Raw genomic sequence first — 21,633 nt, forward strand, 5'->3', positions numbered from 1 at the left:
CTCGACTGGTGCGGCAGAAGATCGTCATGGACGTCGATACCGGGATCGATGACTCACTCGCGCTGCTCTACCTGCTCGCCTCCCCGGAGGCCGAGATCGTGGGAATCGCCGCCACCGCGGGCAATGTGCCCGCACCGCAGGTGGCGGCGAACAATCTCGCCTGGCTGGATGTGTGCCGAGCACGCGATATCGAGGTCGCGCTGGGGGCCGAGGAACCGCTCGCGATCCCGCTGCGCACCACCGAGGACACCCATGGGCCGCAGGGTGTCGGTTATGCGGAACTTCCGCAATCCGCTCGGCCGCTCTCGGCTCGGTCGGCGGCCGAGATGTGGGTCGATCTGGTGCGTGGAGCTCCCGGCGAGATCGTCGGACTCTGTACAGGACCGCTGACGAATCTGGCACTCGCCCTACGCCTCGAACCACGGTTGCCGCTGCTGCTGCGGCGGCTGGTGATCATGGGCGGTGCCTTCAATCACCCCGGCAACACCACCCCGACCAATGAGTGGAATGTGCACGTGGATCCGGAGGCGGCCAAGGAGGTCTTCGACGCCTTCTCCGCCGCACCGGCCGATCGGCGGCCGATCGTGTGCGCGCTCGATATCACCGAGACGATCGAGATGCGACCCAAGCACGTGGCGCAACTCGCCGAACGCGCGGGCAGTCTGCCCGTGGAGCTGGTTTCGGAGACCGACCCCCCAGAGGCAAGGTCGGCGACGAGTAATCCGATCGTGCGGTACTTCACCGATGCGGTCCGGTTCTACTTCGATTTCCACAAGCTCTACGACCAGGGCTATCTCGCGCATATGCACGATCCGTTCGCGGCGGCGGTCGCGCTGGATCCGGCGCTCGCCATTACTCGCCCGGCCACCGTCGATGTCGAACTCGTCGGAACCATCACCCGTGCCACCACGGTGGCGGACTGGGTGGGCATGTGGGGCCGAGAACCGAACGCCGACATCGTAGTCGGCACCGACCCGGAGGTGTTCTTCGAGCGATTGATCACCAGGGTCGGTGACTTCGCCCGGTCGGTCTATCGGCAGGAGGCTGCTCGATGATAGGCGACGACAACACCTATCTGACCAATTTCCGCAGTCGGCTCGAACTGCCCGGAATCATCGATGTCCATACGCATTTCATGCCGGAGCAGGTGATGGCCAAGGTGTGGGCGTACTTCGATTCGGCCGGTCCGCTGGTCGGCCGGGAGTGGCCGATCGCCTACCGCGACGATGAGCAGGTCCGGTTGAAGACTTTGCGCGACTTCGGTGTTCGCGCATTCACCTCGCTGGTGTATCCGCATAAGCCGGATATGGCGGCATGGCTCAACGAATGGAGCGCCGACTTCGCCGAACGCACCCCCGACTGCCTGCACACGGCGACGTTCTATCCCGAACATTACGCCGACAGTTATGTGGAGGCGGCCATCGAGCGCGGTGCCCGGGTGTTCAAGGTGCACGTGCAGGTCGGCGACTTCCATCCCGGTGATCCGCTGCTGAATCCGGTGTGGGGCATGATCGAGGACGCCGGGATACCGGTGCTGATCCACTGCGGCTCCGGACCGGCACCCGGCGAGTACACCGGGCCGGAGCCGATTGCCGGTCTGCTGCAACGCTATCCGCGCCTGCGGCTGATCATCGCGCATATGGGCACACCCGAATACTCCGAATTCCTGGATCTGGCCGAGGAATACCCGGGTGTGCACCTGGATACGACCATGGTGTGGACCGATTTCACCGAAGCCAGCGCACCCTTTCCGACCGCCGAGCACGGCAGGTTGCGCGCTTTGAGCGAGCGAATTCTATTCGGTAGCGACTTTCCGAATATCCCTTACTCGTACGGACATTCGATCTTCGCGCTGGAACGCTTGGAGCTGGGTGATTCCTGGCTGCGGCAGGTCTGCTATCGAAATGCCGTGCGACTCTTCGATATCACGTAAACGCACCGCAGCCGGGCTGCAACGACCTCAGCTGTCGAAGGCGTCGAGAAGCTGTTCGGCGGCAAGTGCGGCAGTCAACGTGCCCTCGCGCACCTGCTTTTCCACTTGTGCGCGAATGGCTTTGACGTTCGGGTTGTCCGCGAGGCGGCGCAGCAGTTGATCGTGCACCATGGTCCAGGTCCAGTCGACCTGTTGGCGGCGGCGCTTTTCGGCGAATTCACCCGCTTCGGTGAGCACCCGGCGGTGTTCGAGGACGGTATCCCAGAACTTGTCCATCCCATGGCCTTCGAGGCCGCTCATGGTGAGCACCGGTGGGCGCCAGAGCGCGTCGTGCGGATGGATGAGGCGCAGCGCCCCGGCCAATTCGCGGGCCGCGGCCTTGGCCTCGGTCTCGTGCTTGCCGTCGGCCTTGTTCACCGCGACCAGGTCGGCGAGTTCCAAGACGCCTTTCTTGATGCCCTGCAACTGATCTCCGGTGCGAGCCAGGGTCAGGAAGCAGAATACGTCGACCATATTCGCGACCGTTACCTCGGACTGGCCGACGCCGACGGTCTCCACCAGGATCACGTCGTAGCCCGCGGCCTCCAACAGCACGATGGTCTCGCGGGTCGCCTTGGCGACACCACCGAGGGTGCCCGCGGTCGGCGAGGGACGGATAAAGGCGTTGCGCTCCAACGACAGTCGCGCCATGCGGGTCTTGTCGCCGAGGATGGAGCCGCCGGTGCGGGTGGAGGACGGGTCGACGGCCAGCACCGCGACCCGATGCCCCCTGCCGATCAGATCCATGCCGAGCGCATCGATGAACGTCGACTTGCCCACGCCGGGAACGCCGGTGATGCCGACGCGATTCGAGGTGACCGTATCGGTGGGCGGAGTCAGCTTAAGCAGCAGCTGCTGCGCCAGCTCCCGATGGTCGGCCCTGGTCGACTCGACCAGCGTGATGGCCCGCGCCAAGGCGGCCCGCTCCTGGGACCGGACCGCCTGCGCGAGTGCGTCCACATCGATGACGCGCTTGGCACCCGTCACCCGCCCACCACCGCTGCTCGAACCACACGCGATGCTCGATTCATTCGCCGCTGCCGCCGCCGATCTCGTGACCGAGCTCGCCCGCCAACTTCTTCAGCAGATCGATCGCCGCATCGGCGATCACGGTGCCGGGCGGGAAGATCGCCGCCGCACCCGCCGCGTACAGCTCCTCGAAGTCACCGGGCGGGATGACGCCGCCGACGATGACCATGATGTCGGGACGCCCGACATCGGCCAGTGCCTGCCGCAGCGCGGGCACCAGCGTGAGGTGGCCTGCCGCCAGCGAGGACACACCGACGACGTGCACGTCGTTATCGGCCGCCTGCTGCGCCACCTCTTCCGGGGTCTGGAACAGCGGGCCCACATCGACGTCGAAGCCGAGGTCGGCGAAGGCCGTGGCGATCACCTTCTGACCTCGGTCGTGCCCGTCCTGGCCCATCTTGGCGACCAGGATGCGCGGGCGCCGACCCTCCGCCTCGGCGAATTCCTCGACGAGTTCGCTCGCCTTGCTGATGTTGGTCACCTTTCCGGCCTCATCGCGGTATACACCGGAGAGCGTACGGATCTCGGCCTGGTGGCGGCCGTACACCTTTTCCAGCGCGTCGGAGATCTCACCGACGGTGGCCTTGGCGCGGGCGGCGTTGATGGCCAGTGCCAGCAGGTTGTTCTCCATGCCGCCCTCGGCTGGGGCTGTCGGGTCGCTCCGCAAGCTCCGCTCCCAGGCCGCCGCACGGGTCAATTCGGCCAGCGCGCGTTCCACCTCGGCCGAATCCCGTTCGGCGCGAAGCCGGTTCAGCTTCTCGATCTGCTCGGCGCGCACCCGGGAATTCTCGACCTTGAGGACCTCGATCTGCTGATCCTCTTCGACCTGGTACTTGTTCACGCCGATCACCGGCTGCTGACCGGTATCGATGCGGGCCTGGGTGCGGGCGGCCGCCTCCTCGATGCGCAGCTTCGGGATGCCCTCGCCGATCGCCTGCGCCATACCGCCGTGCGCCTCGACCTCGGCGATATGCGTGCGGGCGCGGTCGGCCAACTGATGGGTGAGCCATTCCACGTAATACGAACCGCCCCATGGGTCGATCGGCCGCGTGGTGTTGGACTCCTGCTGGATCAGCAGCTGGGTGTTGCGGGCGATGCGCGCGGAGAAGTCCGTCGGCAGGGCCAGCGCCTCGTCCAGGGCGTTGGTATGCAGCGACTGGGTGTGCCCCTGGGTCGCGGCCATCGCCTCGATGCAGGTGCGCGCCACATTGTTGTAGGCGTCCTGCGCGGTCAGCGACCAACCCGAGGTCTGCGAATGCGTCCGCAGCGATAGCGATTTCGCGCTCTTGGGCTCGAACTTCGCCACCAGCTCGCTCCAGAGCAGCCGTCCCGCACGGAGTTTGGCGACCTCCATGAAGAAGTTCATGCCGATGGCCCAGAAGAACGACAGGCGAGGCGCGAACTTGTCGACCTCCATACCCGCGGCGATACCCGCGCGGATGTACTCGACACCGTCGGCAAGGGTGTAGGCCAACTCCAGATCGGCGGTGGCTCCGGCCTCCTGGATGTGGTAGCCCGAGATGGAAATCGAGTTGAACTTCGGCATCTTCGCGCTGGTGTAGGCGAAGATGTCGGAGATGATCCGCATCGAGGGCTTGGGCGGGTAAATGTAGGTATTGCGGACCATGAACTCCTTCAGAATGTCGTTCTGAATGGTTCCGGCCAGCTGTTCCGGTGCGACGCCCTGCTCCTCGGCCGCGACCACGTACAGCGCCAGGATCGGCAGCACCGCGCCGTTCATGGTCATCGACACCGAGACCTGATCCAGCGGGATATGATCGAAGAGCTGACGCATGTCGAGGATGGAATCGATGGCCACACCGGCCATTCCGACATCACCCTGCACGCGCGGGTGATCGGAATCGTAGCCACGGTGCGTGGCCAGGTCGAAGGCGACCGAAAGACCCTTCTGTCCCGCCTGCAGATTGCGCCGGTAGAAGGCATTCGAATCCGCGGCGGTGGAGAAGCCCGCGTACTGGCGGATGGTCCACGGCTGGTTCACATACATCGTCGGGTACGGACCGCGCAGGAACGGCGCGATGCCCGGCAGGCTGTCCAGCGGATACCCATCGGCCGCGATCGCATCACGATCCGCCTTGGTGAAAACCGGTGGCACGTCGATACCCTCGGGCGTCGACCACACCAACTGTTCGGGGGTGTAGTTGTTCGCCTCGGCGGCGGCACGCACGTAGGCCTCGACCTGTGCGGAGTCGACGTCGGCGGGTTCGGCCGGACGTTCGGACAGCGGTACCTCGGCGAAACTGCCGATCCGGTGTTCGATGCCGCCGGGTCCGTCGATTTCGCCCGGCTTGTCGATATGACTCAGTGTCATCAGGCTCCCACCTTCTCCAGCAGGTCGGACAGCGCGGCCACCGCATCGATGCGGGCCGCGAGATAACCGTCGGGACGCTGCGGGGCGCTCAGGTCGGCGACGGCCTTTTCTGCACCGGCCAGTAGCACCGTCTCGATTCCGGCGGCACGCAACTGCTCGACCGCCGGTCCCGCCTGCTCGGCATAACGCTTGTCCGAACCACATAGTACGGCGATCGCGGCACCGGATTCGGTTGCCGCAGCGCCGATTCCGGCCACTTCCAGTGGACCGGGATTGATCGATTCGATACCGCCCGAGGCCAACAGGTTCGCGATGAAGGTGACCCGGACATTGTGTTCGGCCACCGTGCCGAGCGGCACCAGCAGCGCCCGCGGTCGCGCACCGTTGGCCGCGAGGTAGGCATCCGAGCGGTTGCGCAGCGCCTCGAAGGCGGCGCCGTAGCGAACCACATGTCCGGGCTGACGGGCAGCCTCGGACAGCGGCTGTTCGGCCAGGTTCGGGAATTCGTTGACGCCGGTGACCGCCGTCTTGCGATGTGCGACATCGGCATCCCGGGCCGACCGGGTCGCGGCGATCCGCTCGGCGAGCAGACCGGAGTCCAGGGCGGTGAGATAACCGCCCCCGGCCTCGAGCTCTTGCATGAACTCCCACGCCTTGGCGGCGAGCGCGGCGGTGAGATCCTCGACGTACCAGGAACCGGCGCCCGGATCCTGCACATGACCCAGATGCGACTCCTCGAGCAGCAGCAGCTGGGTATTGCGAGCCATGCGGTCGGCGAACGACTTCGAAACGCCGAGTTCGCCGGGCGGCAATGCCGAATCGAAGGGCAGCACCGTAACCGTGTCCGCCCCACCGACTCCCGCGCCGAAGGCCGCGAGGGTGGTGCGCAGCATATTCACCCACGGGTCGCGCTGGGTCATCATCGCCGCGGAGGTCACCGCATGCTGCGGCGCGTCACCGAATGCCGGTGCGCCGCACACATGCGCGACGCGGGCCCAGAGCTGGCGGGCCGCACGGAATTTCGCGATGGTGGCGAACTGGTCATCCGTCGCGGCGAAGCGGAAGTCCAACTGCTCGAAGGCATCCGCGATGTCCAGACCGTCTTCGGCGAGTGCGCGCAGATAGGCCAGGCCCGCCGCCACCGCCGCTCCGAGTTCCTGTGCGTCCGAGGCGCCCGCATCGTGAAAGGCGGTGCCGTCCACGGTGATCGCGCGCACTGTCTCCGATCGCTGCACCGCCTGACCGGCCAGGGCGATCGCCTCGGGCAGCTCGATATCGGCGGTTCCGGCGAAGCGGCTGGTGAGCGGGGCCGCGCCCAGGGCGACTCGGATTTCGGTCCGGTCCGCCACCTGGTAATCGTCGAGCTGCGCGAAGACCTGTTGCGCCGCCGCGGAAACCGCGTCACCGGCGGCGAGTGTCAGCGGTGCCAGTTCGAATAGCAGACCCGACAGCGCCGCGGGCAGGTCGGCTACCGGCACACCGCGCTCGCCCGCGCCGAGCCACAGCGCACTGATCCCGTTCTCCAGCGCGGCCAGGATCTCGCGATTCGCCGCGGCGCCATCGGCCGCGCCGATGAAAGCGCTGACATACCAGCCGCGGTGGACATCCCTGGTGGCGTCGCGGCCACGGACGAAGGGATATTCGCCCGGCAGCGGCAGTTCGGGCCGCTCATCCCCGCGGGTGTACAGCGGGGCGATGGTCAGACCGTCGTAGGTCTGCTCCTCGAGCAGCTTCTCTGGCTCCTCCGGAAGTTCGGCGACATCGACCCTGCGGGCCTTCGCCAGTACCCCCGCCACGCCCTTGCGCCATGCGGCGTAATCGGGCACCGGCTCTGAAGCAATCGGCATAGCTGCTGTTCCTCTTCTCCTCGACGCACACCCGCGTGTGCGCCCGAAACCCTTGCATTCGCCCAGCTCAGCGAGCACATTGGTTAACGACCATTCGTGGCCTTTCCTTCGATGCTAGCGGCAGCTCCACAGCCGGTTGACCGTGGCCGCCACTACCAACCGGTAACCTGGCGCGGTGCTCAGGCTGATCCGGGACCCACGCATACTCGCCCTGCTCGTCGGCTGCGCGGCACTGTTCATCGCGGCCATGCTGATCCCGCTACCCACACCGCAGCAGATGCAGGACTGGGCCACCTCGGTCGGACCGATCTTCCCGCTGCTGTTCTTCGTGGTCCATGCACTGGTCACGGTGGCCCCGGTCCCGCGGACCGTGCTGACGGTCAGCGCGGGCGTACTGTTCGGCCCTGCGCTCGGCATCGTCCTGGCCGCCTCGGCGACTACGGTCAGCGCCGCACTGGCGATTCTGCTCGTCCGCGCGCTGGATCGCGATCGAGTGGCCGCCCATCTCACCCATCCGGCCGTCCGCTCCATCGACGCACGTCTCGAACGCCGCGGTTGGCTCGCGGTCGGCTCGCTGCGCCTGATCGCCTTCGCCCCTTTCTCGGTGATCAATTACTGCTGCGCTCTCTCCTCGATCCGCTTCTGGCCCTATCTCATCGCCACCGTGGTCGGCATCCTCCCTGGGACGATCGGCACCGTCATCCTGGGCGACGCCCTCACCGGAGGTACCCACCCGGGCATGCTCGTAGTCTCCGGGGTGCTCATCGCCATCGGCATCATCGGTTTGATCGTCGACGCGAGTTGGTCGCGAACCCATCAACCGGATGTCGAAACCGTCCCGGTCACCGTGGCCGACTGACGCCGCGGCGTGCCCGAGCGGTGTCTTGCGTCGATTCCCGGTTTGCGGATGCGGGCGGGCGGCTAACCCGGAACAGCAACGACCGCTCGAAGGAGGTGACGAACGATGGTGGTACACGCACTAGAACCAGGGCCGAATGGCAATAACCACGACAACTGGAATCAAGACCCCCGCGAAGATCTGGCCGACGACGTCATCCGCCCGTGGGGCCGCTGACAATCCGAGTCAATCCACCGTCAACTCGATCGGGACGGCGAAGACATCGACCATCGCGCCATTGCGCAAAACCGTCACCGGCATCGAGACCCCGATGGCGTCGCCGAAGAGTTGCCGTTGGATGCCTTGGGCGTCGGTCACCTCCGAGCGAGCGACGCTGAGTACGAGGTCGCCGCGGCGCAGCCCCGCATGATCGGCGGGGCCGCCGCGGACGACTTCGACAATGCGGACACCGGCATGTCGGCCGGTGCGGGCGGCGACGGCCGCGGGCAGTGGGGCCGGGACGCCGACCAGGCCGAGGTAGGCGCGGCGGACGCGGCCGTCTTCGAGCAGAGTGTTGATGATGCGGCGAGTGGTGGCATTGATCGGGATGGCGAGGCCGAGACCGACGCCGGCGACCGCGGTATTGACACCGACCACCCGGCCCGATGAATCCGCAAGCGCACCACCGGAATTACCCGGGTTCAGGGCCGCGTCGGTTTGGATCACATCCTCGATCACCCGACCGGCCCGGCGGGAGGCGACCGGGACGGCTCGCCCCAGCGCGCTCACCACGCCCGCGGTCACCGAGCCCGCCAACCCGAGCGGACTCCCGACCGCCACCACCAATTGGCCGACCACCAGCTTGTCGGCATCGCCGAGCAGCACCGCACCCGGCGCACCAGCGCGGGCGCGCAGCACCGCGAGATCGGAGAGCGGATCGGTGCCGACCACGTCGACGCGTGCTTCCACACCGTCGGCGAATACCACATCGCCGCTGCTCGCCGAGCCGACCACATGCGCGTTGGTCAGCAGGAATCCGTCATCGGTGAAGACCACCGCGGATCCGCTCCCCCGCCGGGTTCGCACACTCGCCACATGCGGGGTGACCGACGCCGCGACGGCGATGACCGAACGCGAGTACGCGTCCATCGCCGATTCATCGAGGTCGGGTTGCCGGGTGGCGTCCTCCGGACCCGACAACGGGATCGACTCGTCGTCCACGCTGACCACCATCCTGCTCATCAGGCGCGCATTCGATACCTAGGCCGCTCCCTCCAGCATCCTCCGCCACACCGCCCGGTGCGGCGTGTTCGCCACAGGCGCAACCGGATTCATCCGACGTTCACCAACGCCCGCCGATAATGAGGCGATACCGCCCAGAAACCCCATCTCCTGGATCACCTACGCCCCCGGTACGCGATCCAGGAAGCCGTGCACACCGATGATCCGGCCGTCCTCGGCGAGGGTGATCACATCCGTCCCGGCGACCGGCGCACTCCCGTCGGCCGCGACCAGCTCCCAGGAGAACCGGGCGGTGTCGTGGTGACCGTCGACCGCACCGAGCTGCCGGAATTCGAAGCCGGGGAACTGTTGGTGCACGCCCCCGATGGCGGCGGTCAGTTGCTCGTGCCCGGCGACATCGGCCAGCGGATCGGTGTAGAAACCGTCTTCGCGCCAGGCCGCGGCCACCGCCTTCGCACGCACATCGTCATCGGTGGCATTCCATGCCGTGAAGTAGCGCCGCACCGCGTCCTCGTACTGAGACATAACGAATCATCCTCTGCTGGAAGGTATTTCGGTATCCGCCGAAAAGTTCCGGCGGATACCTCAACCTTGCCCGCTGCCGATCACGGAGTCGATTACGCGCGAGGTAAGGATCAGCGCGCGAACCACCGCGGCCACTGATAACCGCGCTCCCACACCGTGTCGCCCGTGACCACGACCAGGTCGCAGATCTCAGTGACCGCGCGCCGCGCCGCCCAGATGTGCTCTCTGCTCGGCACGATGACCGCATGCGCACCACAGCGCGCGATGGCCGAGAGCAGCCGCGCGATCGGATCGCCATGCGGCCCCACCTTCATCGAGACCAGCTCGTATCCCATCCGAGCCGCGCAGGTGCGGATGGCCCGCACATCGTGATCCACCATCGATCCCGAAATATCCCAGCGCACGAACCCGATCGCCCACGGTTTGGCCGCCACCCCGTTGCCAAGTGCCCCCGTTTCGCTTGCCAACCGCCCCACAACCTCCCATATTTCCGACCCGCTCATGTCACCAACCCTGTCTGCCAGCACCCACCGAGAACGGTAGAAAGACGGTGCGTCGCGGCACCATGGTTTTGCGGGGATTTGCGGAAGTTGTTGACCCTAATGACGCTGACCGGTGACGATTAGGCACAGCCAGCGCAATACCCACGCGAGACGAGGGCCACTCTCATGCGTATACAACTGCTCGGCGGACCCACCAACAACACCGGCTCGCCCCGGCTCTGGATCGATGAGGATCGACATCTGTATCTCGTGCAGGGCTATCGGGTGGCCCATGACGCCAACCGGGTCGAAATACCACATATGCTGCTCGGCTGGCTGCAGCCAGGCACCTACATCGGCGCTCCGCTGCTCGATTCCGGGCACGGGTCCTTCACCCTCGCCGGACAGCCGATCACCGATCCGGATGCCTTGGCGCACATGCGGATTCCCGATCACGAAACCGCGATCGCGGTCCCGGTCGGGCAGAGCCCGTGGGAATGGTAATGCAATGCTCTTCTTCACTATCGAGGAAACCAACGATCTCATTCGCGAAACCCGCAGCGATGCTTTCCATCTCGAGGTGTCCGATGATCACTCCCAGGTCTCCGACGAGACCGAACCGATGCGCCGCGTGCTCGCGGGCCTACCACCGTTCGAGGAGGAGTCCTATCCGCCGTCGTGGCGGGCCTGGGAGAAGCTCACCAGCGAGGTCGCCGGACGCGGCGTGCCGATCCGGCGCGTGCGGGTGGTCTCGGAGCCGCTCACCGACTACGTTCGATTCCTGCACGCGCTCACCGATCGCAATCAGCGTTACGGCGAGGATATCCGCTGGCTGCCAAGGCATCTCGCCGATCCCTCGGAATACACCGATGACGAATGGTGGCTGCTCGACGAGACGGTCGCCTTTACGATCTTCACCAAGACCGGCGATCTGGCGGGGGCCGCGGTGACCACCGACCCCGTGCTCGTCGCACGCTGCACGACAGTACGAGATACACTGTGGAACAAAGCAATTCCGCACCACGACTATATGCCCGGCGGGCGGAGTGGATGACCGGTGTCGAGCAGTCCCGGCAAGCCTTCGGGGCACGCTTACGTGAACTGCGCAAGGCCGCACATCTGACCGGTGTGCAGCTCGCCGCCGAGGCGGGCTGGCATTCGGCCAAGGTGTCGCGCATCGAACACGGTAAACAAACGCCGAGCGATAGCGATCTGGCCCAGTGGTGCCGATTGTGCGGCGCCGAACTTCTGCTGCCGGATCTGCGTGCGGCACTGGCCAATATCGAGGCGCTCTGGCAGGAGTGGCGGCGCATCGCCGCGACCGGACATGCCCAGCAGCAGCGCCGCCGCATCGAGCTGGAGGCACGCGCCAGCACCATCCGCAACTACGAGAACGCGGTCGTTCCCGGCCTGTTGCAGACCGAACCCTACGCGAGGGCGGTACTCGAGTCCTGTATCGACTTCGTCGGCGGTATCGACGATATCGATCGCGCGGTCGCGGCACGCATTGCGCGCCAACGGATTTTGCACCACGGCACCCATCGGATCAGCATCCTGCTGGCCGAACAGGCGCTCTACACCACCGTCGGCGATAACGAGGTGATGGCCGGTCAGCTCGAACGGCTCATCGATCTGATGCCGCTGCCCCGGCTCGGACTCGGCATCATTCCGCGGACGGCTGATTTCTTGTACACCACAACATGTTTCGTATTGCTCGACAAACGCATCGCGGAGGTCGAGACCATCTCGGCGGGTCTCACCATCACCCAGCCACGCGAACTCGCGTACTACGAGAAGACCTGGGCGGCGCTGCACCGGCAGGCCCGGTACGGCGAAGCCGCCCGAGCCATAATCACCGACGCGCTGAAACTGCGGTTGACGCAGCTGTAGTCACAGTGCCGCACGGAGTTTCGCGGCATTCTCGTAATCGCGCTGCCATTCGGGTCCACTCGGCGCGAGGATGACCCGCTCGACACCGGCGTCCCGGTGCGCGGCGAGCAAGTCGACGGCGGCCGAATGATCAGCGGGCAATGCGGGAGCGACCACGGTCACCGCAGGCACCGGACGATCGAATTGTGCGGCCAGTGCCCGCAATTCGTCGAAGTCTGCGGCCAACTGGTCCAGGCCTGGCTGCAGGGTGATCCACCCCTCGCCGTATTCGGCAGCCCGCCGCCGCGCCCGAGTTCCGTTGCCCGCGACCAGGATCGGCGGCATCACCGATCCGGGCGCCAGCGCCACGTCGACACCGTTGACCGTCGCGGTGGAACCGATGACGAGATCGGGCAGTACCCGCAGTGCCTCATCGGTGCGTCGACCGCGGTTTTCGAATGTCGTACCGGCCGCGCGCCAACCGATATCGCCGTGCGCCGGATTCCCGGTGCCGACACCGAGCAGCAACCGATTGCCCGACACATACTGCAGTGTGCTGATCTGCTTGGCCGCCCAGGCCACCGGGCGCAATGCGAGCAGCATCACGTTGTAGCCGATCCCGATCCGATCGGTGACGGCCGCCGCGGTCGCGAGCGTCACGGTGCTGTCCAGCATGGGCGCGCTGGCCACGAGATGGTCGGTGGACCATACCGAATCGAGGTCGAGTTGTTCGGCGAGGCGGGCCGCGGCCCGCACATCGCCCAGGATCGGGTGGGCCGGATCGGGGGTGGAGGTCGGGAGGATCACGCCGATTTCGAAGGTCATGAGCACAACGTTACGAACGAATCGTGAGCGTTCCAATGGCTCGATCGCTCATCGCCATGCCCGCAACGCTCATGCCATCGCGGCCGCCTGCTCGGCGGGTTTGCGGTGCAGGCCCTTTCGGTCGTAGTACAGCGTCACCACCGCGCCGATGACGAGACCGATGCCCAGACCCAGCACCGCCATCCAGCTACCGCGCGCGAGCCCTGCGGCACCGCTGGCATTGAAGTAGAGGATGGCACGCACCCCGAGAAAGACCTGGTGCATGGGTTCGAAGGTGGCCAGCCACTCGAAGTACGTCGGCGTCGCCTCAATGGGGACACTGCCGCCCGAGGAGGGCAGACCGAGCACGATGAACAGGATCAGATTGACCAGCAGACCCGCGGTGCCGAGCGCGGCCAGCACCGACAGTGCGGTCACCCCGACCGCGATGATCGCGAGCACGCAATAGAGGAAGAGCGCGAGCGGATGATCGAGCGGCACATCCAATGCCGCTGCGACGCCGAGGAATACGGCGGACACGATCGGCGCGGTGACGATGAGGATCGCCCACTTCAACAGCAGGGTGCGGAAGCGAGAGATCGGCGCGGTCGGATAGTGCACATACCAGGGGCCGTACTCGGTCGGCGCGAATCCGAGTGCGGAATCGGTCATCGAGTGGATGATCATCGCACCGGTGAATCCGGCGAGCAGCACCATGATCGTATAAAAGAACGCCGACAATCCCTCTCCGGTGCCTTCGGGCAGCGGACGATACGGATCCACCACCACCTGGATCGGATGGGCGAGCAGCAATTGGCTGGCACCGGCAAGCTGTGGCGCCTGGCCGCCCCCGGCAGGTTGCAGCTGGGTCTGCACGGTATCGGTGAGTTGTTTACCGACGGTCTCGTCGACGCGAGTCAGCGCCTGATCGGCAATGCGCTGCATGACCCCGGTGGCGAAACTGCCCGCCCGCGGATTCGTATGCACCGTGATGATCGGCTGTTCGACCTTGCCCGGCACCACCCCGGCCGCGCCGAGAATGGCCAGCCGCTTGGTGAAGTCACTGGGGATGACGATCGCACCGTAGGCGTTGCCCTGGCGCAGTTGCCGTTGCGCCTCGGCGAATCCGACTACACGCGCGTCTATCTTATCGGCGGGCAGGTTCGCGACGAGTGCGTCGGTGATCTGATCGCCGACATTGGTCGGTTTGCCGCCCAAGGTATCCCCGTCGTCCTGATTGACCAGTGCGACGGGGAAATCATGCAGGTTCTTGGTCGGATTGACCACATACGCCAGATACATCGTGGCCAGCAGCGACATGAGCAGGGTGACCACGGCGATAGGGGCGATCCAGGCCCGTGGCCGCAGATGGCGGGCGGCGGTTGCGGCAGTCGTCATGGGCGCACGGTAATCCGTCGCGGCGGTATTTCGGTACCGATCCGGCACGGGTCGGTGGCTGCTCACACCGCGGTACCCGCGGCCATCACCGAGACCGCGATCACAGTCTCGGCGCAACCAGCCTCTCCGTGGACCACCGCGTATGGGCCCGGTTACATGCGTTCGGGGGCGGCGATGCCGAGCAGGCCGAGTCCGTGCGCCAGCGTCTGTGCGGTCGAATCGCACAGTGCGAGACGGTTTTTCCGGATCCGGTCGGGCGCGGTAAGGACCGGACAGGTCTCGTAGAAGGCGGTGAAGTCGCGCGCGAGGTCATAGAGGTAGCCACACAGTCGATGGGGCTCGAGGGTTGCGGCAACCTCGGTGACGACCGTGCCATAGGCGTCGAGTTCCAGTGCCAGGGCCCGTTCGGCGGGTTCGAGCCCGACGGTCGGATCGATCCGCACGTCGTGATCTTGGGCCTTGCGCAGGATGGACCGGATTCTGGCGTGCGCGTATTGCAGATAGACGCTGGTGTTGCCGTTCAATGCGACCATGCGGTCCAGATCGAAGGTGTAATCCTTGACCCGGGAGGTGGACAGGTCGGCGTATTTGACCGCGCCGATTCCGGTCGGTTCGGCGATCGCATCGAGCTCGGCGGCGGGCAGCTCCGGATTCCGTTCGGCGACAACGGTTCTTGCCTTCATGATGGCCTCGTTCAGGAGCTCCATCAGTCTCACCGTGCCCCCCGCGCGGGTTTTGAACGGCCGCCCATCCGGGCCGAGCACCGTTCCGTAGCCGATGTGTTCGGCGTCGAGGTCCTCGGACAACCAACCGACCCGTCGCGCAGCTTCGAAGATCAGCCTGAAGTGCAGTGCCTGACGGGAATCGGTGACATACAGCAAACGTTCGGCATGCAGGTTCCGCACACGGTACCGGATGGTCGCCAAATCCGTTGTGTCATAGCCATATCCGCCGTCGCGCTTGCGCACCATCAATGGGACCGGTCGCCCGTCAGGGCCATCGACCTCTTCGGAGAAAACGACCAGTGCGCCGTCGCTCTCGACGGCGATGCCCTTGTTGACCAGTTCGGCAATGGTGTCGGCCAGCATCGGATTGTAGAACGACTCGCCGACATAATCGTCCGCCGTCAGCAGCACACCGAGCCGATCGTAGATTTCACCGAACGCCCGCTCCGATTCGGCGACGATCTCCCGCCACCGCCGCAAGGTAGCCTCGTCACCGGATTGCAGCGCCACCACCCGAGCCCTGGCCCGCTGCGCGAATGCCGGATCATCGTCGAATTCGGTCCGTGCCGCCTTGTACAGCGCGTCCAATGCCGAGACCGCCGAGGTGTCACCGCGCAGCTCATCGTGACGCCAGCGCACCGCGGAATGCTCATCCAGATATTGGATCAGCATTCCGAACTGAGTCCCCCAGTCCCCCAAGTGATTCTGCCGAATCACCGCCGCCCCGAGAAAAGCCAGCACCCGTGCGATGCAGTCGCCGATGATCGTCGTGCGCAGATGCCCGACGTGCATCTCCTTGGCGATATTGGGTGCCGAATAGTCGACCACCGTGCGTCGACCGCGCTCGAAATCCGGTATGCCCAACCGGTCACCGGCCAGCCGGGTCGAGACCTGTTCCCACACAGCATGGTCCGACACCGTTATGTTGAGGAATCCCGGACCCGAAACCGTCACCGCGTCGAACAGACCATCGTCGGGCCCCAATGCCGCGACCAATTCCGCAGCGAACTCGGTGGGCCGCACCCCCACCCGCTTCGCCACCGCGAGCGCCACATTCGACTGGAAATCCGCGTGCTCGGAACGTCGCACCACCGGATCGGTCCCCACCAGCTCCGGACGAGTCCGACCGATCGCCGCGGCCACGGCCACGGCAACCCGATCGAGCAGCGGCAATACCCCGGAATCAGCCACGCGCGGTCCCTTCTATTCCTGTGGAGCAGTGAGTATCGCAGCGCACCCGGTGCCGGGCCGAACCATTTTCCGCTGCCGACGGGGAGCCTGGGCAGGCAGCATTGCCGAAACCGCACTGGCCGGTAGCCTCGGGCGAGGGATTCGGTTGCGAAGAAAGGAACGGATGTGAGCGCATTCCGTGTGCGTTACGGACTGGCCGTGCTCGCGGCCGCCGGACTGCTGACCGGTTGTTCCGATAAGGCCGCGCCGGACGCCCATCCCGCCACCACCCCGGCGGCCAACTCATCGGCGAACTGCACGCCACTGACCGAAGAGCAGATCAGCCATGCCGCGCAGGCCGACACCCTCACCACCCACCACCGTCCCCCGGTCTGTGTCTGGCAGGCGCAACGCGGCGCCGACGAATCCGATCTCAGCTTCACCTACACCGACCGCGAATCCCTCCAGCAGACCTGGCAGCGGGCCGAGAACGACGGCTTCCAGACCGAACATCTGACGATCACCGAGCAGATCTTCGGCGCGACCGTCACCGCGACCGGCTTCTACATCCGCAATCCACACGATCCGGGTGACTGCGCGGTGGCCGCCGCGGACAACGGAACCATCATCTGGCGCGTCCAAAACCATTCCCACACAACGGCACCCGACCCGTGCGCCATCGCGCTCCAATTGGCGACGCTGACCATCGATCTCGCGCCGTAACCGGCGAATAGATCACCCCGGACCTCGACGAGATCCGGGGTGTTCGCGGTCTACTGTGACGGCGGCTGCCAGGGCTGTCCCTGCGGCCCGTCCGGGTGGTAGGGCGGCTGATGCGGCGGAATCTGCTGTGGCGGGGTCTCCTGCCGTGGTGGCATGACGGCTTGATGCGGGGAGGGCTGAGTTCGGGTGACGGGGGTCGCCACCCCCTCCACCGAGGCGCGGGCATCGGCCTCCGCGGCGCGCACCGCCTGTTCGATGGCCGGATCGCGGGCCGTATCGAACCAGCCCTCGACATCGGAATCGTCCTCCGGCTTGCTCTCCACATCCTCGACGGGGGCGGGCTCGTAGCGGAATACGCCGTCCTCACCCTTGGTCGCGAAGTTCTGCGCGAAGCCCTCGAGCGCCTAGCCGAAATCGCTCGGCACCAGCCACACCTTGTTCGCGTCGCCGCGGGCGACCAGCGGCAGGGTCTGCATGTATTGGTAGGCAAGCAGTTCCGGCGTCGGCTTACCGGATTTGATTGCGGCGAAAACCTTTTCGATGGCCTTGGCCTGACCCTGCGCCTGCAGGTAGGCCGCGGCCCGTTCACCCTGGGCGCGCAAAATCCGGCTCTGCCGTTCACCTTCGGCCGCCAGGATCGAGGACTGCTTGGCGCCCTCGGCGGACAGGATCTGCGCCTGCTTGGCGCCTTCGGCCGTCTTGATCTGCGATTCGCGGGTGCCCTCCGCGGTGAGGATCATGGCGCGCTTCTCGCGGTCGGCCTTCATCTGCTTCTCCATCGACTCCTGGATCGATGGCGGCGGGTCGATGCTCTTGAGCTCGACCCGCGCGACGCGAAGACCCCACCGTCCGGTGGCCTCGTCGAGCACCCCGCGTAGCTGACCGTTGATCTGATCGCGGGAGGTCAGCGTTTGCTCCAGGGTCATACCACCGACGACATTGCGCAGGGTAGTGACGGTGAGCTGCTCGACTGCCGCGATGTAGTTGCTGATCTCGTAAACCGCCGCCTGCGGGCTCGTCACCTGGAAGTACACCACGGTATCGATATGCAGGGTCAGGTTGTCCTCGGTGATCACCGGCTGCGGCGGGAAGGACACCACCCGCTCACGCAGGTCGACCTTCGCCCGGATCCGGTCGGCGAAGGGCACCAGGAACGTCAATTGACCCGAGACGGTGCGCGAATATCGGCCGAGTCGCTCGATGACGGCCGCCTCCGCCTGTGGCACCAGGGCGATCGATTTGAAGACCACCACCACGACCAACAGCACCAGCACCGCGGCAACGATGAGCACAGCCATTTACGGCTCCTTCCAGACGACGGCGGTCGCGCCGTCGATCTTCATGACGTACACCGTGGTTCCCTTCGGATACTCGACCGTCGAATCGAACGGCCGCGCGGTCCACTCTTCGCCACCGATTTTGACCAGGCCGCTGTGCGCGCCGACCGATTCCAGCACCAGCGCCTGCTTACCCGGCAGCGCGTCGACATTCGTAGGGATCGGCGGCGGAGTTCCGAAGCGGCGCCGCATAACTGGCCGCACCCCGAGCAGCAGCACCAGCGCCAGCACCGCGAAGACCACGGCGTCGGCGACCAGCCCGGTACCCGCCACGGCGCTGACGCCCGCGGTCCCGAGCGCGGCGACACCCAACATCAGCAGCGTGAGGTCCCCGGTGAGCATCTCCGCCGCCGCGAGCAGCAGGCCCGCGACCAGCCAAACGATTGCGGCCACAGACCCACTGTAGTGGTCCGAACCACTTCTGTGGCGCGACAAACCCAAGATCAGTTGCCACGTGACCTGCAAGCGTTATGTCGCGAACGTCGACAGCGATGACGAAGCCGCCGTTCGACAGCAGGCCGCGGCACAATACGCACTGTTCGCCAGCAGTCTGTGACCGGCACACCAACTCGCTTGCGCCGCAACCCGAACCGGTGGTGCTAGTTTCGGGCGGGTGAGCGGGCGTGACATGTATGGCGGCGATATCTTCTCCGGACGTTCGCGATCGAAGAAGCCGACCGTGCCGACGATCGTGGCCGAACGCGACCTCGTGGTAGAGGATGCGGCGACCGGATTCTGCGGTGCCGTGGTCGGATTCGACCGCAGCTACGACGGCGAATTCGTCAAGTTGGAGGATGCGCGAGGTGCGGTGCGGTTGTTCGCATTGCGTGAGGCGGCGTTCCTGATCGACGGTGCGCCCGTCACACTGATCCGGCCCAAGGCCGCGGCACCGAAGAAGCCGACCAGGTCGGCATCGGGCTCGACTCGGGTGGACGGGCTGCGCGCGCAGGTCGCCAAGACGAGCCGGATCTGGGTGGAGGGGGTACACGATGCCGCGCTGGTGGAGCGGGTCTGGGGACACGATCTGCGGGTCGAGGGCGTGGTCGTCGAACATCTCGAGGGTTTGGACAATCTGGCCGAGCGGCTGACCGAATTCGCACCGGGACCGGGACGGCGGGTCGGTGTGCTGGTCGACCATCTTGTCACCGGTTCCAAGGAAACCCAGCTGACCACAGGTCTCGGTAAGTATGTGCTGGTCACCGGGCATCCCTACATCGATGTGTGGCAGGCCGTGCGCCCGGCGGCGGTCGGCATCGCGGCATGGCCGGAGGTGCCGCGCGGTGAGGACTGGAAGTCCGGCATCTGCCGTCGGCTCGGCTGGGGCACGCCGCAGGAGGGCTGGCGGCGGGTCTACAACGCGGTCGAATCCTTCCGCGATCTGGAATCCCCCCTGATCGGCGCGGTGGAGCGACTCATCGACTTCGTCACCGAACCGGAGTGACCATGGTTATCCGGTCCAATCGCTGAAATCATGTCCCACTGCGCGGAATTCGGTCCGCGCAGGCACCGCGGCGACGCACCGCTGTTCCGGTACCCGCGGTACCGGGCGGCGGATAGATGCGCGCAGCTCACCGGGGTATCCGGCATGGACGCCCCCGAGCCGCAACCCTCCTTTATGCTCGATAATTATGTGCTCTCCTAGTGCCACGCTGACGGTGTGGGCCGGCTCCTGGCTGGCCGGTTGTAGCGCGCCCGACGACATCCTGGAGGCGCTGTACGCCTGGGCGCCGCGGCACACCATCGCCGCGGGCGATCCGCTGACCGGCGGTCGCGACGACCTGCCGTGGTCCTCGCGCGACAATCTGTCCGGCACCGGAGTCATGGCACTGCTCAAGGTAATTCGCGAGGCGATGGCCAAGCCGGGCGCGCAGCTGCGCCTGGTGCTGCCGGTCCCCGGCGATGTGCGCGGACTGCCCACCGGAACGGCCTTCGCGGCGGATGCGATCGAGGCGGGCGAGGGACTGCTCTTCGGTGTGCCGGGCGAGGAGGGCACCGGCCTGATCCCGCAGTGGGCCGATGACGACACCCTGCAGTGGACCGTCTACAGCACCCTGATTCCGGCCATGCCCGGCCCGGATATGTCGCTCGGCGAGGCCGAATACACCATGCGCGAAGCAGTGCGTGACGCCGCCGACGCCCTGATGCGCCTGCACACCACCGCCGCGGGCGCGGCCATCGACTCCGACCCCCGCGAACTCATCGAGGCTGAGCTCGCCGACTACTCCCGCCACGACTACCCGGATTCGATTCCGTTGCGCGCCAGGCGAATACTCGACAGCGCCGACCATGTCGCCGCCATCCTCACTGTCGCCCAACGCGAACCGGCCTCCTCCCCCACCTCCGCCACCGCGATCGGCGCGCAGGAGGACCTGCTGCGCCCGCTATGGGATGCGATCCGCGCGGCGCGGTTGGTGGCGGTACACGCCGCCGCTCGCGGCAATTCCTGAAGCACCCGCATTCGACGACCACCCGTCCACGAAGGCGCGAGAACACCGGCATTCTCTGGTTGAATAGGCCGACCGATCGCCTAATCATCCGGGAGGCGGCTTGTTCCGCATACCTCGCATTGTCGCGGCTGTGGCTGCCGCACTCCTCTTCGGTCTCGGCGCGCCCGCCGTTCCCGCCACGGCGATCGTGGGCGGAAATGCCATGGAGGCGAGCGGCTACCCGTGGCTCGCCGCCGTCGGCAGCCCGTTCTACCTCCCCCGGCCATCCGGGCAATTCTGCGGCGGCGCGCTCATCGCGCCCGATCGGGTGGTGACAGCGGCGCACTGCGTCGAGTTGGCTCGGCTGCTGCCGCAGGCGATCACCGTTACCTTCGACCGCACCGACCTGCGCTCGCACGACGGAATCACCCTGGGGGTCAAGGAGATTCGCGTCCACCCAGACTTCCGGGAAACCGAGTTCGATGGCGAGACCGTACACCACAATGATGTCGCGATCCTCGTCCTCGACGAGCCGAGACCAGGGCCGTACCTGGAAATCGCCGCGCCACAACAGGATCCGCGCGCATACGGCGATACCGGCACCATCGTCGGCTGGGGCGCGACCTCTGAGACCGACATCTCGAATACGCTCCTGCGATCCGCAGCCGTCCCGATCGTCCCCAACGCCACATGCGCCGCCGCCTATGGCTCCGCCTTCGACCCGGCCGATATGTTCTGCGCCGGATCCCCCGACGCCGATACCGCCGAATACGACAGCGGCGATCCACTTCTCGCCGGGGGCCGACTGGTCGGCATCACCTCCTGGGGCAAGGGCAGCGCCCGCCCGGGGTTCCCAGGAGTCTACGCCTACCTCACCACCGTGAGTTTCTGACCAAACAGGGCGGACCAGTCGG

General features: G+C 66.2%; 21 protein-coding genes and 1 pseudogene. 11 read left to right on the plus strand and 11 right to left on the minus strand.

Features of this window, described 5'->3' with window-relative positions; translation table 11 throughout:
* The first annotated feature begins 26 nt into the window (after nt 1–26).
* Both NA5_RS23625 and NA5_RS23630 read left to right on the plus strand, forming a co-directional pair.
* Nucleotides 27–1,055 carry a nucleoside hydrolase gene (locus NA5_RS23625; RefSeq protein WP_062989726.1) on the plus strand — a complete coding sequence of 343 codons (1,029 nt, stop codon included), beginning with the start codon at nt 27–29 and terminating at the stop codon, nt 1,053–1,055.
* Nucleotides 1,052–1,933, plus strand: coding sequence for an amidohydrolase family protein (locus NA5_RS23630; RefSeq protein WP_062989651.1), 882 nt, complete (start codon nt 1,052–1,054; stop codon nt 1,931–1,933). The genes NA5_RS23625 and NA5_RS23630 overlap by 4 nt, the downstream gene beginning before the upstream one ends.
* Nucleotides 1,934–1,960: 27 nt before the next feature.
* Here NA5_RS23630 and meaB read toward each other — a convergent pair whose 3' ends face one another.
* The 3 genes from meaB to NA5_RS23645 are packed head-to-tail and all read right to left on the minus strand — an operon-like array spanning nt 1,961 to nt 7,180.
* Nucleotides 1,961–2,959: a methylmalonyl Co-A mutase-associated GTPase MeaB gene (gene meaB / locus NA5_RS23635; protein WP_062989653.1), complete on the minus strand. Its 999-nt coding sequence runs from the start codon at nt 2,957–2,959 to the stop codon at nt 1,961–1,963.
* A gap of 40 nt (nt 2,960–2,999) precedes the next feature.
* Entirely contained in the window at nt 3,000–5,333 is a 2,334-nt protein-coding gene (gene scpA / locus NA5_RS23640) for a methylmalonyl-CoA mutase (protein WP_062989655.1), read from the minus strand.
* On the minus strand, nt 5,333–7,180 hold the full coding sequence (locus tag NA5_RS23645; RefSeq protein ID WP_062989657.1) for a methylmalonyl-CoA mutase family protein: 1,848 nt from the start codon (nt 7,178–7,180) through the stop codon (nt 5,333–5,335). Before NA5_RS23645 ends, scpA begins: the two co-directional genes overlap by 1 nt.
* A gap of 175 nt (nt 7,181–7,355) precedes the next feature.
* Here NA5_RS23645 and NA5_RS23650 point away from each other — a divergent pair, with 175 nt between their 5' ends.
* Nucleotides 7,356–8,039, plus strand: a complete 684-nt coding sequence (locus tag NA5_RS23650) for a TVP38/TMEM64 family protein (protein WP_174555263.1) — start codon at nt 7,356–7,358, stop codon at nt 8,037–8,039.
* Between the two features lie 225 nt (nt 8,040–8,264).
* On the opposite strand, the gene NA5_RS23655 is transcribed toward NA5_RS23650, so the two are convergent.
* The 3 genes from NA5_RS23655 to NA5_RS23665 all read right to left on the minus strand — a co-directional run bounded on the left by NA5_RS23655 (nt 8,265) and on the right by NA5_RS23665 (nt 10,288).
* Nucleotides 8,265–9,167 carry a S1C family serine protease gene (locus NA5_RS23655; protein WP_062989730.1) on the minus strand — a complete coding sequence of 301 codons (903 nt, stop codon included), beginning with the start codon at nt 9,165–9,167 and terminating at the stop codon, nt 8,265–8,267.
* Nucleotides 9,168–9,419: 252 nt separating this feature from the next.
* Nucleotides 9,420–9,785, minus strand: coding sequence for a nuclear transport factor 2 family protein (locus NA5_RS23660; RefSeq protein WP_062989659.1), 366 nt, complete (start codon nt 9,783–9,785; stop codon nt 9,420–9,422).
* A gap of 110 nt (nt 9,786–9,895) precedes the next feature.
* Nucleotides 9,896–10,288, minus strand: a complete 393-nt coding sequence (locus NA5_RS23665; RefSeq protein ID WP_157110588.1) for a hypothetical protein — start codon at nt 10,286–10,288, stop codon at nt 9,896–9,898.
* Between the two features lie 165 nt (nt 10,289–10,453).
* Here NA5_RS23665 and NA5_RS23670 point away from each other — a divergent pair, with 165 nt between their 5' ends.
* From NA5_RS23670 to NA5_RS23680, 3 genes are read left to right on the plus strand one after another with little or no spacing between them, the layout of a single operon-like run.
* The gene (locus NA5_RS23670; RefSeq protein WP_062989663.1) at nt 10,454–10,771 is read left to right on the plus strand and encodes a hypothetical protein; all 318 of its coding nucleotides are present in this window, start codon (nt 10,454–10,456) and stop codon (nt 10,769–10,771) included.
* A gap of 4 nt (nt 10,772–10,775) precedes the next feature.
* Nucleotides 10,776–11,321: a DUF6879 family protein gene (locus tag NA5_RS23675; protein ID WP_062989665.1), complete on the plus strand. Its 546-nt coding sequence runs from the start codon at nt 10,776–10,778 to the stop codon at nt 11,319–11,321.
* The gene (locus tag NA5_RS23680; protein WP_062989667.1) at nt 11,318–12,157 is read left to right on the plus strand and encodes a helix-turn-helix domain-containing protein; all 840 of its coding nucleotides are present in this window, start codon (nt 11,318–11,320) and stop codon (nt 12,155–12,157) included. The genes NA5_RS23675 and NA5_RS23680 overlap by 4 nt, the downstream gene beginning before the upstream one ends.
* Here NA5_RS23680 and NA5_RS23685 read toward each other — a convergent pair whose 3' ends face one another.
* From NA5_RS23685 to argS, 3 genes are all read right to left on the minus strand, one after another.
* Nucleotides 12,158–12,961 (minus strand): LLM class flavin-dependent oxidoreductase, encoded by an 804-nt coding sequence (locus NA5_RS23685; protein WP_062989732.1) that lies wholly within the window; start codon nt 12,959–12,961, stop codon nt 12,158–12,160. It abuts the gene before it with no gap.
* A 69-nt stretch (nt 12,962–13,030) separates the two neighbouring features.
* Nucleotides 13,031–14,338 carry a YhgE/Pip domain-containing protein gene (locus NA5_RS23690; RefSeq protein ID WP_062989669.1) on the minus strand — a complete coding sequence of 436 codons (1,308 nt, stop codon included), beginning with the start codon at nt 14,336–14,338 and terminating at the stop codon, nt 13,031–13,033.
* A gap of 152 nt (nt 14,339–14,490) precedes the next feature.
* Nucleotides 14,491–16,254, minus strand: coding sequence for an arginine--tRNA ligase (gene argS, locus NA5_RS23695; protein WP_062989671.1), 1,764 nt, complete (start codon nt 16,252–16,254; stop codon nt 14,491–14,493).
* A 165-nt stretch (nt 16,255–16,419) separates the two neighbouring features.
* On the opposite strand from argS, the gene NA5_RS23700 reads away from it, so the two are divergent.
* Complete coding sequence (locus NA5_RS23700) at nt 16,420–16,956, plus strand: DUF3558 family protein (protein ID WP_062989673.1); 537 nt, start codon at nt 16,420–16,422, stop codon at nt 16,954–16,956.
* A gap of 50 nt (nt 16,957–17,006) precedes the next feature.
* Here the strand turns inward: NA5_RS23700 and NA5_RS23705 are convergent.
* Both NA5_RS23705 and NA5_RS23710 read right to left on the minus strand, forming a co-directional pair.
* Nucleotides 17,007–18,254 (minus strand): annotated as a pseudogene (locus NA5_RS23705) (SPFH domain-containing protein).
* Nucleotides 18,255–18,686, minus strand: coding sequence for an NfeD family protein (locus tag NA5_RS23710; RefSeq protein ID WP_062989675.1), 432 nt, complete (start codon nt 18,684–18,686; stop codon nt 18,255–18,257).
* 49 nt (nt 18,687–18,735) lie between these two features.
* Here NA5_RS23710 and NA5_RS43510 point away from each other — a divergent pair, with 49 nt between their 5' ends.
* From NA5_RS43510 to NA5_RS23725, 4 genes are all read left to right on the plus strand, one after another.
* On the plus strand, nt 18,736–18,849 hold the full coding sequence (locus NA5_RS43510) for a DUF7373 family lipoprotein (RefSeq protein WP_443093745.1): 114 nt from the start codon (nt 18,736–18,738) through the stop codon (nt 18,847–18,849).
* A 57-nt stretch (nt 18,850–18,906) separates the two neighbouring features.
* Nucleotides 18,907–19,734, plus strand: coding sequence for a DUF3097 domain-containing protein (locus tag NA5_RS23715; RefSeq protein WP_174555264.1), 828 nt, complete (start codon nt 18,907–18,909; stop codon nt 19,732–19,734).
* 187 nt (nt 19,735–19,921) lie between these two features.
* Nucleotides 19,922–20,740 (plus strand): Rv1486c family protein, encoded by an 819-nt coding sequence (locus tag NA5_RS23720; RefSeq protein ID WP_062989679.1) that lies wholly within the window; start codon nt 19,922–19,924, stop codon nt 20,738–20,740.
* A 130-nt stretch (nt 20,741–20,870) separates the two neighbouring features.
* Entirely contained in the window at nt 20,871–21,611 is a 741-nt protein-coding gene (locus NA5_RS23725; protein WP_245672365.1) for a S1 family peptidase, read from the plus strand.
* The last annotated feature ends 22 nt before the right edge of the window (nt 21,612–21,633 follow it).

The sequence above is a fragment of the Nocardia anaemiae NBRC 100462 genome, from assembly GCF_001612725.1.
Classification (GTDB): domain Bacteria; phylum Actinomycetota; class Actinomycetes; order Mycobacteriales; family Mycobacteriaceae; genus Nocardia; species Nocardia anaemiae.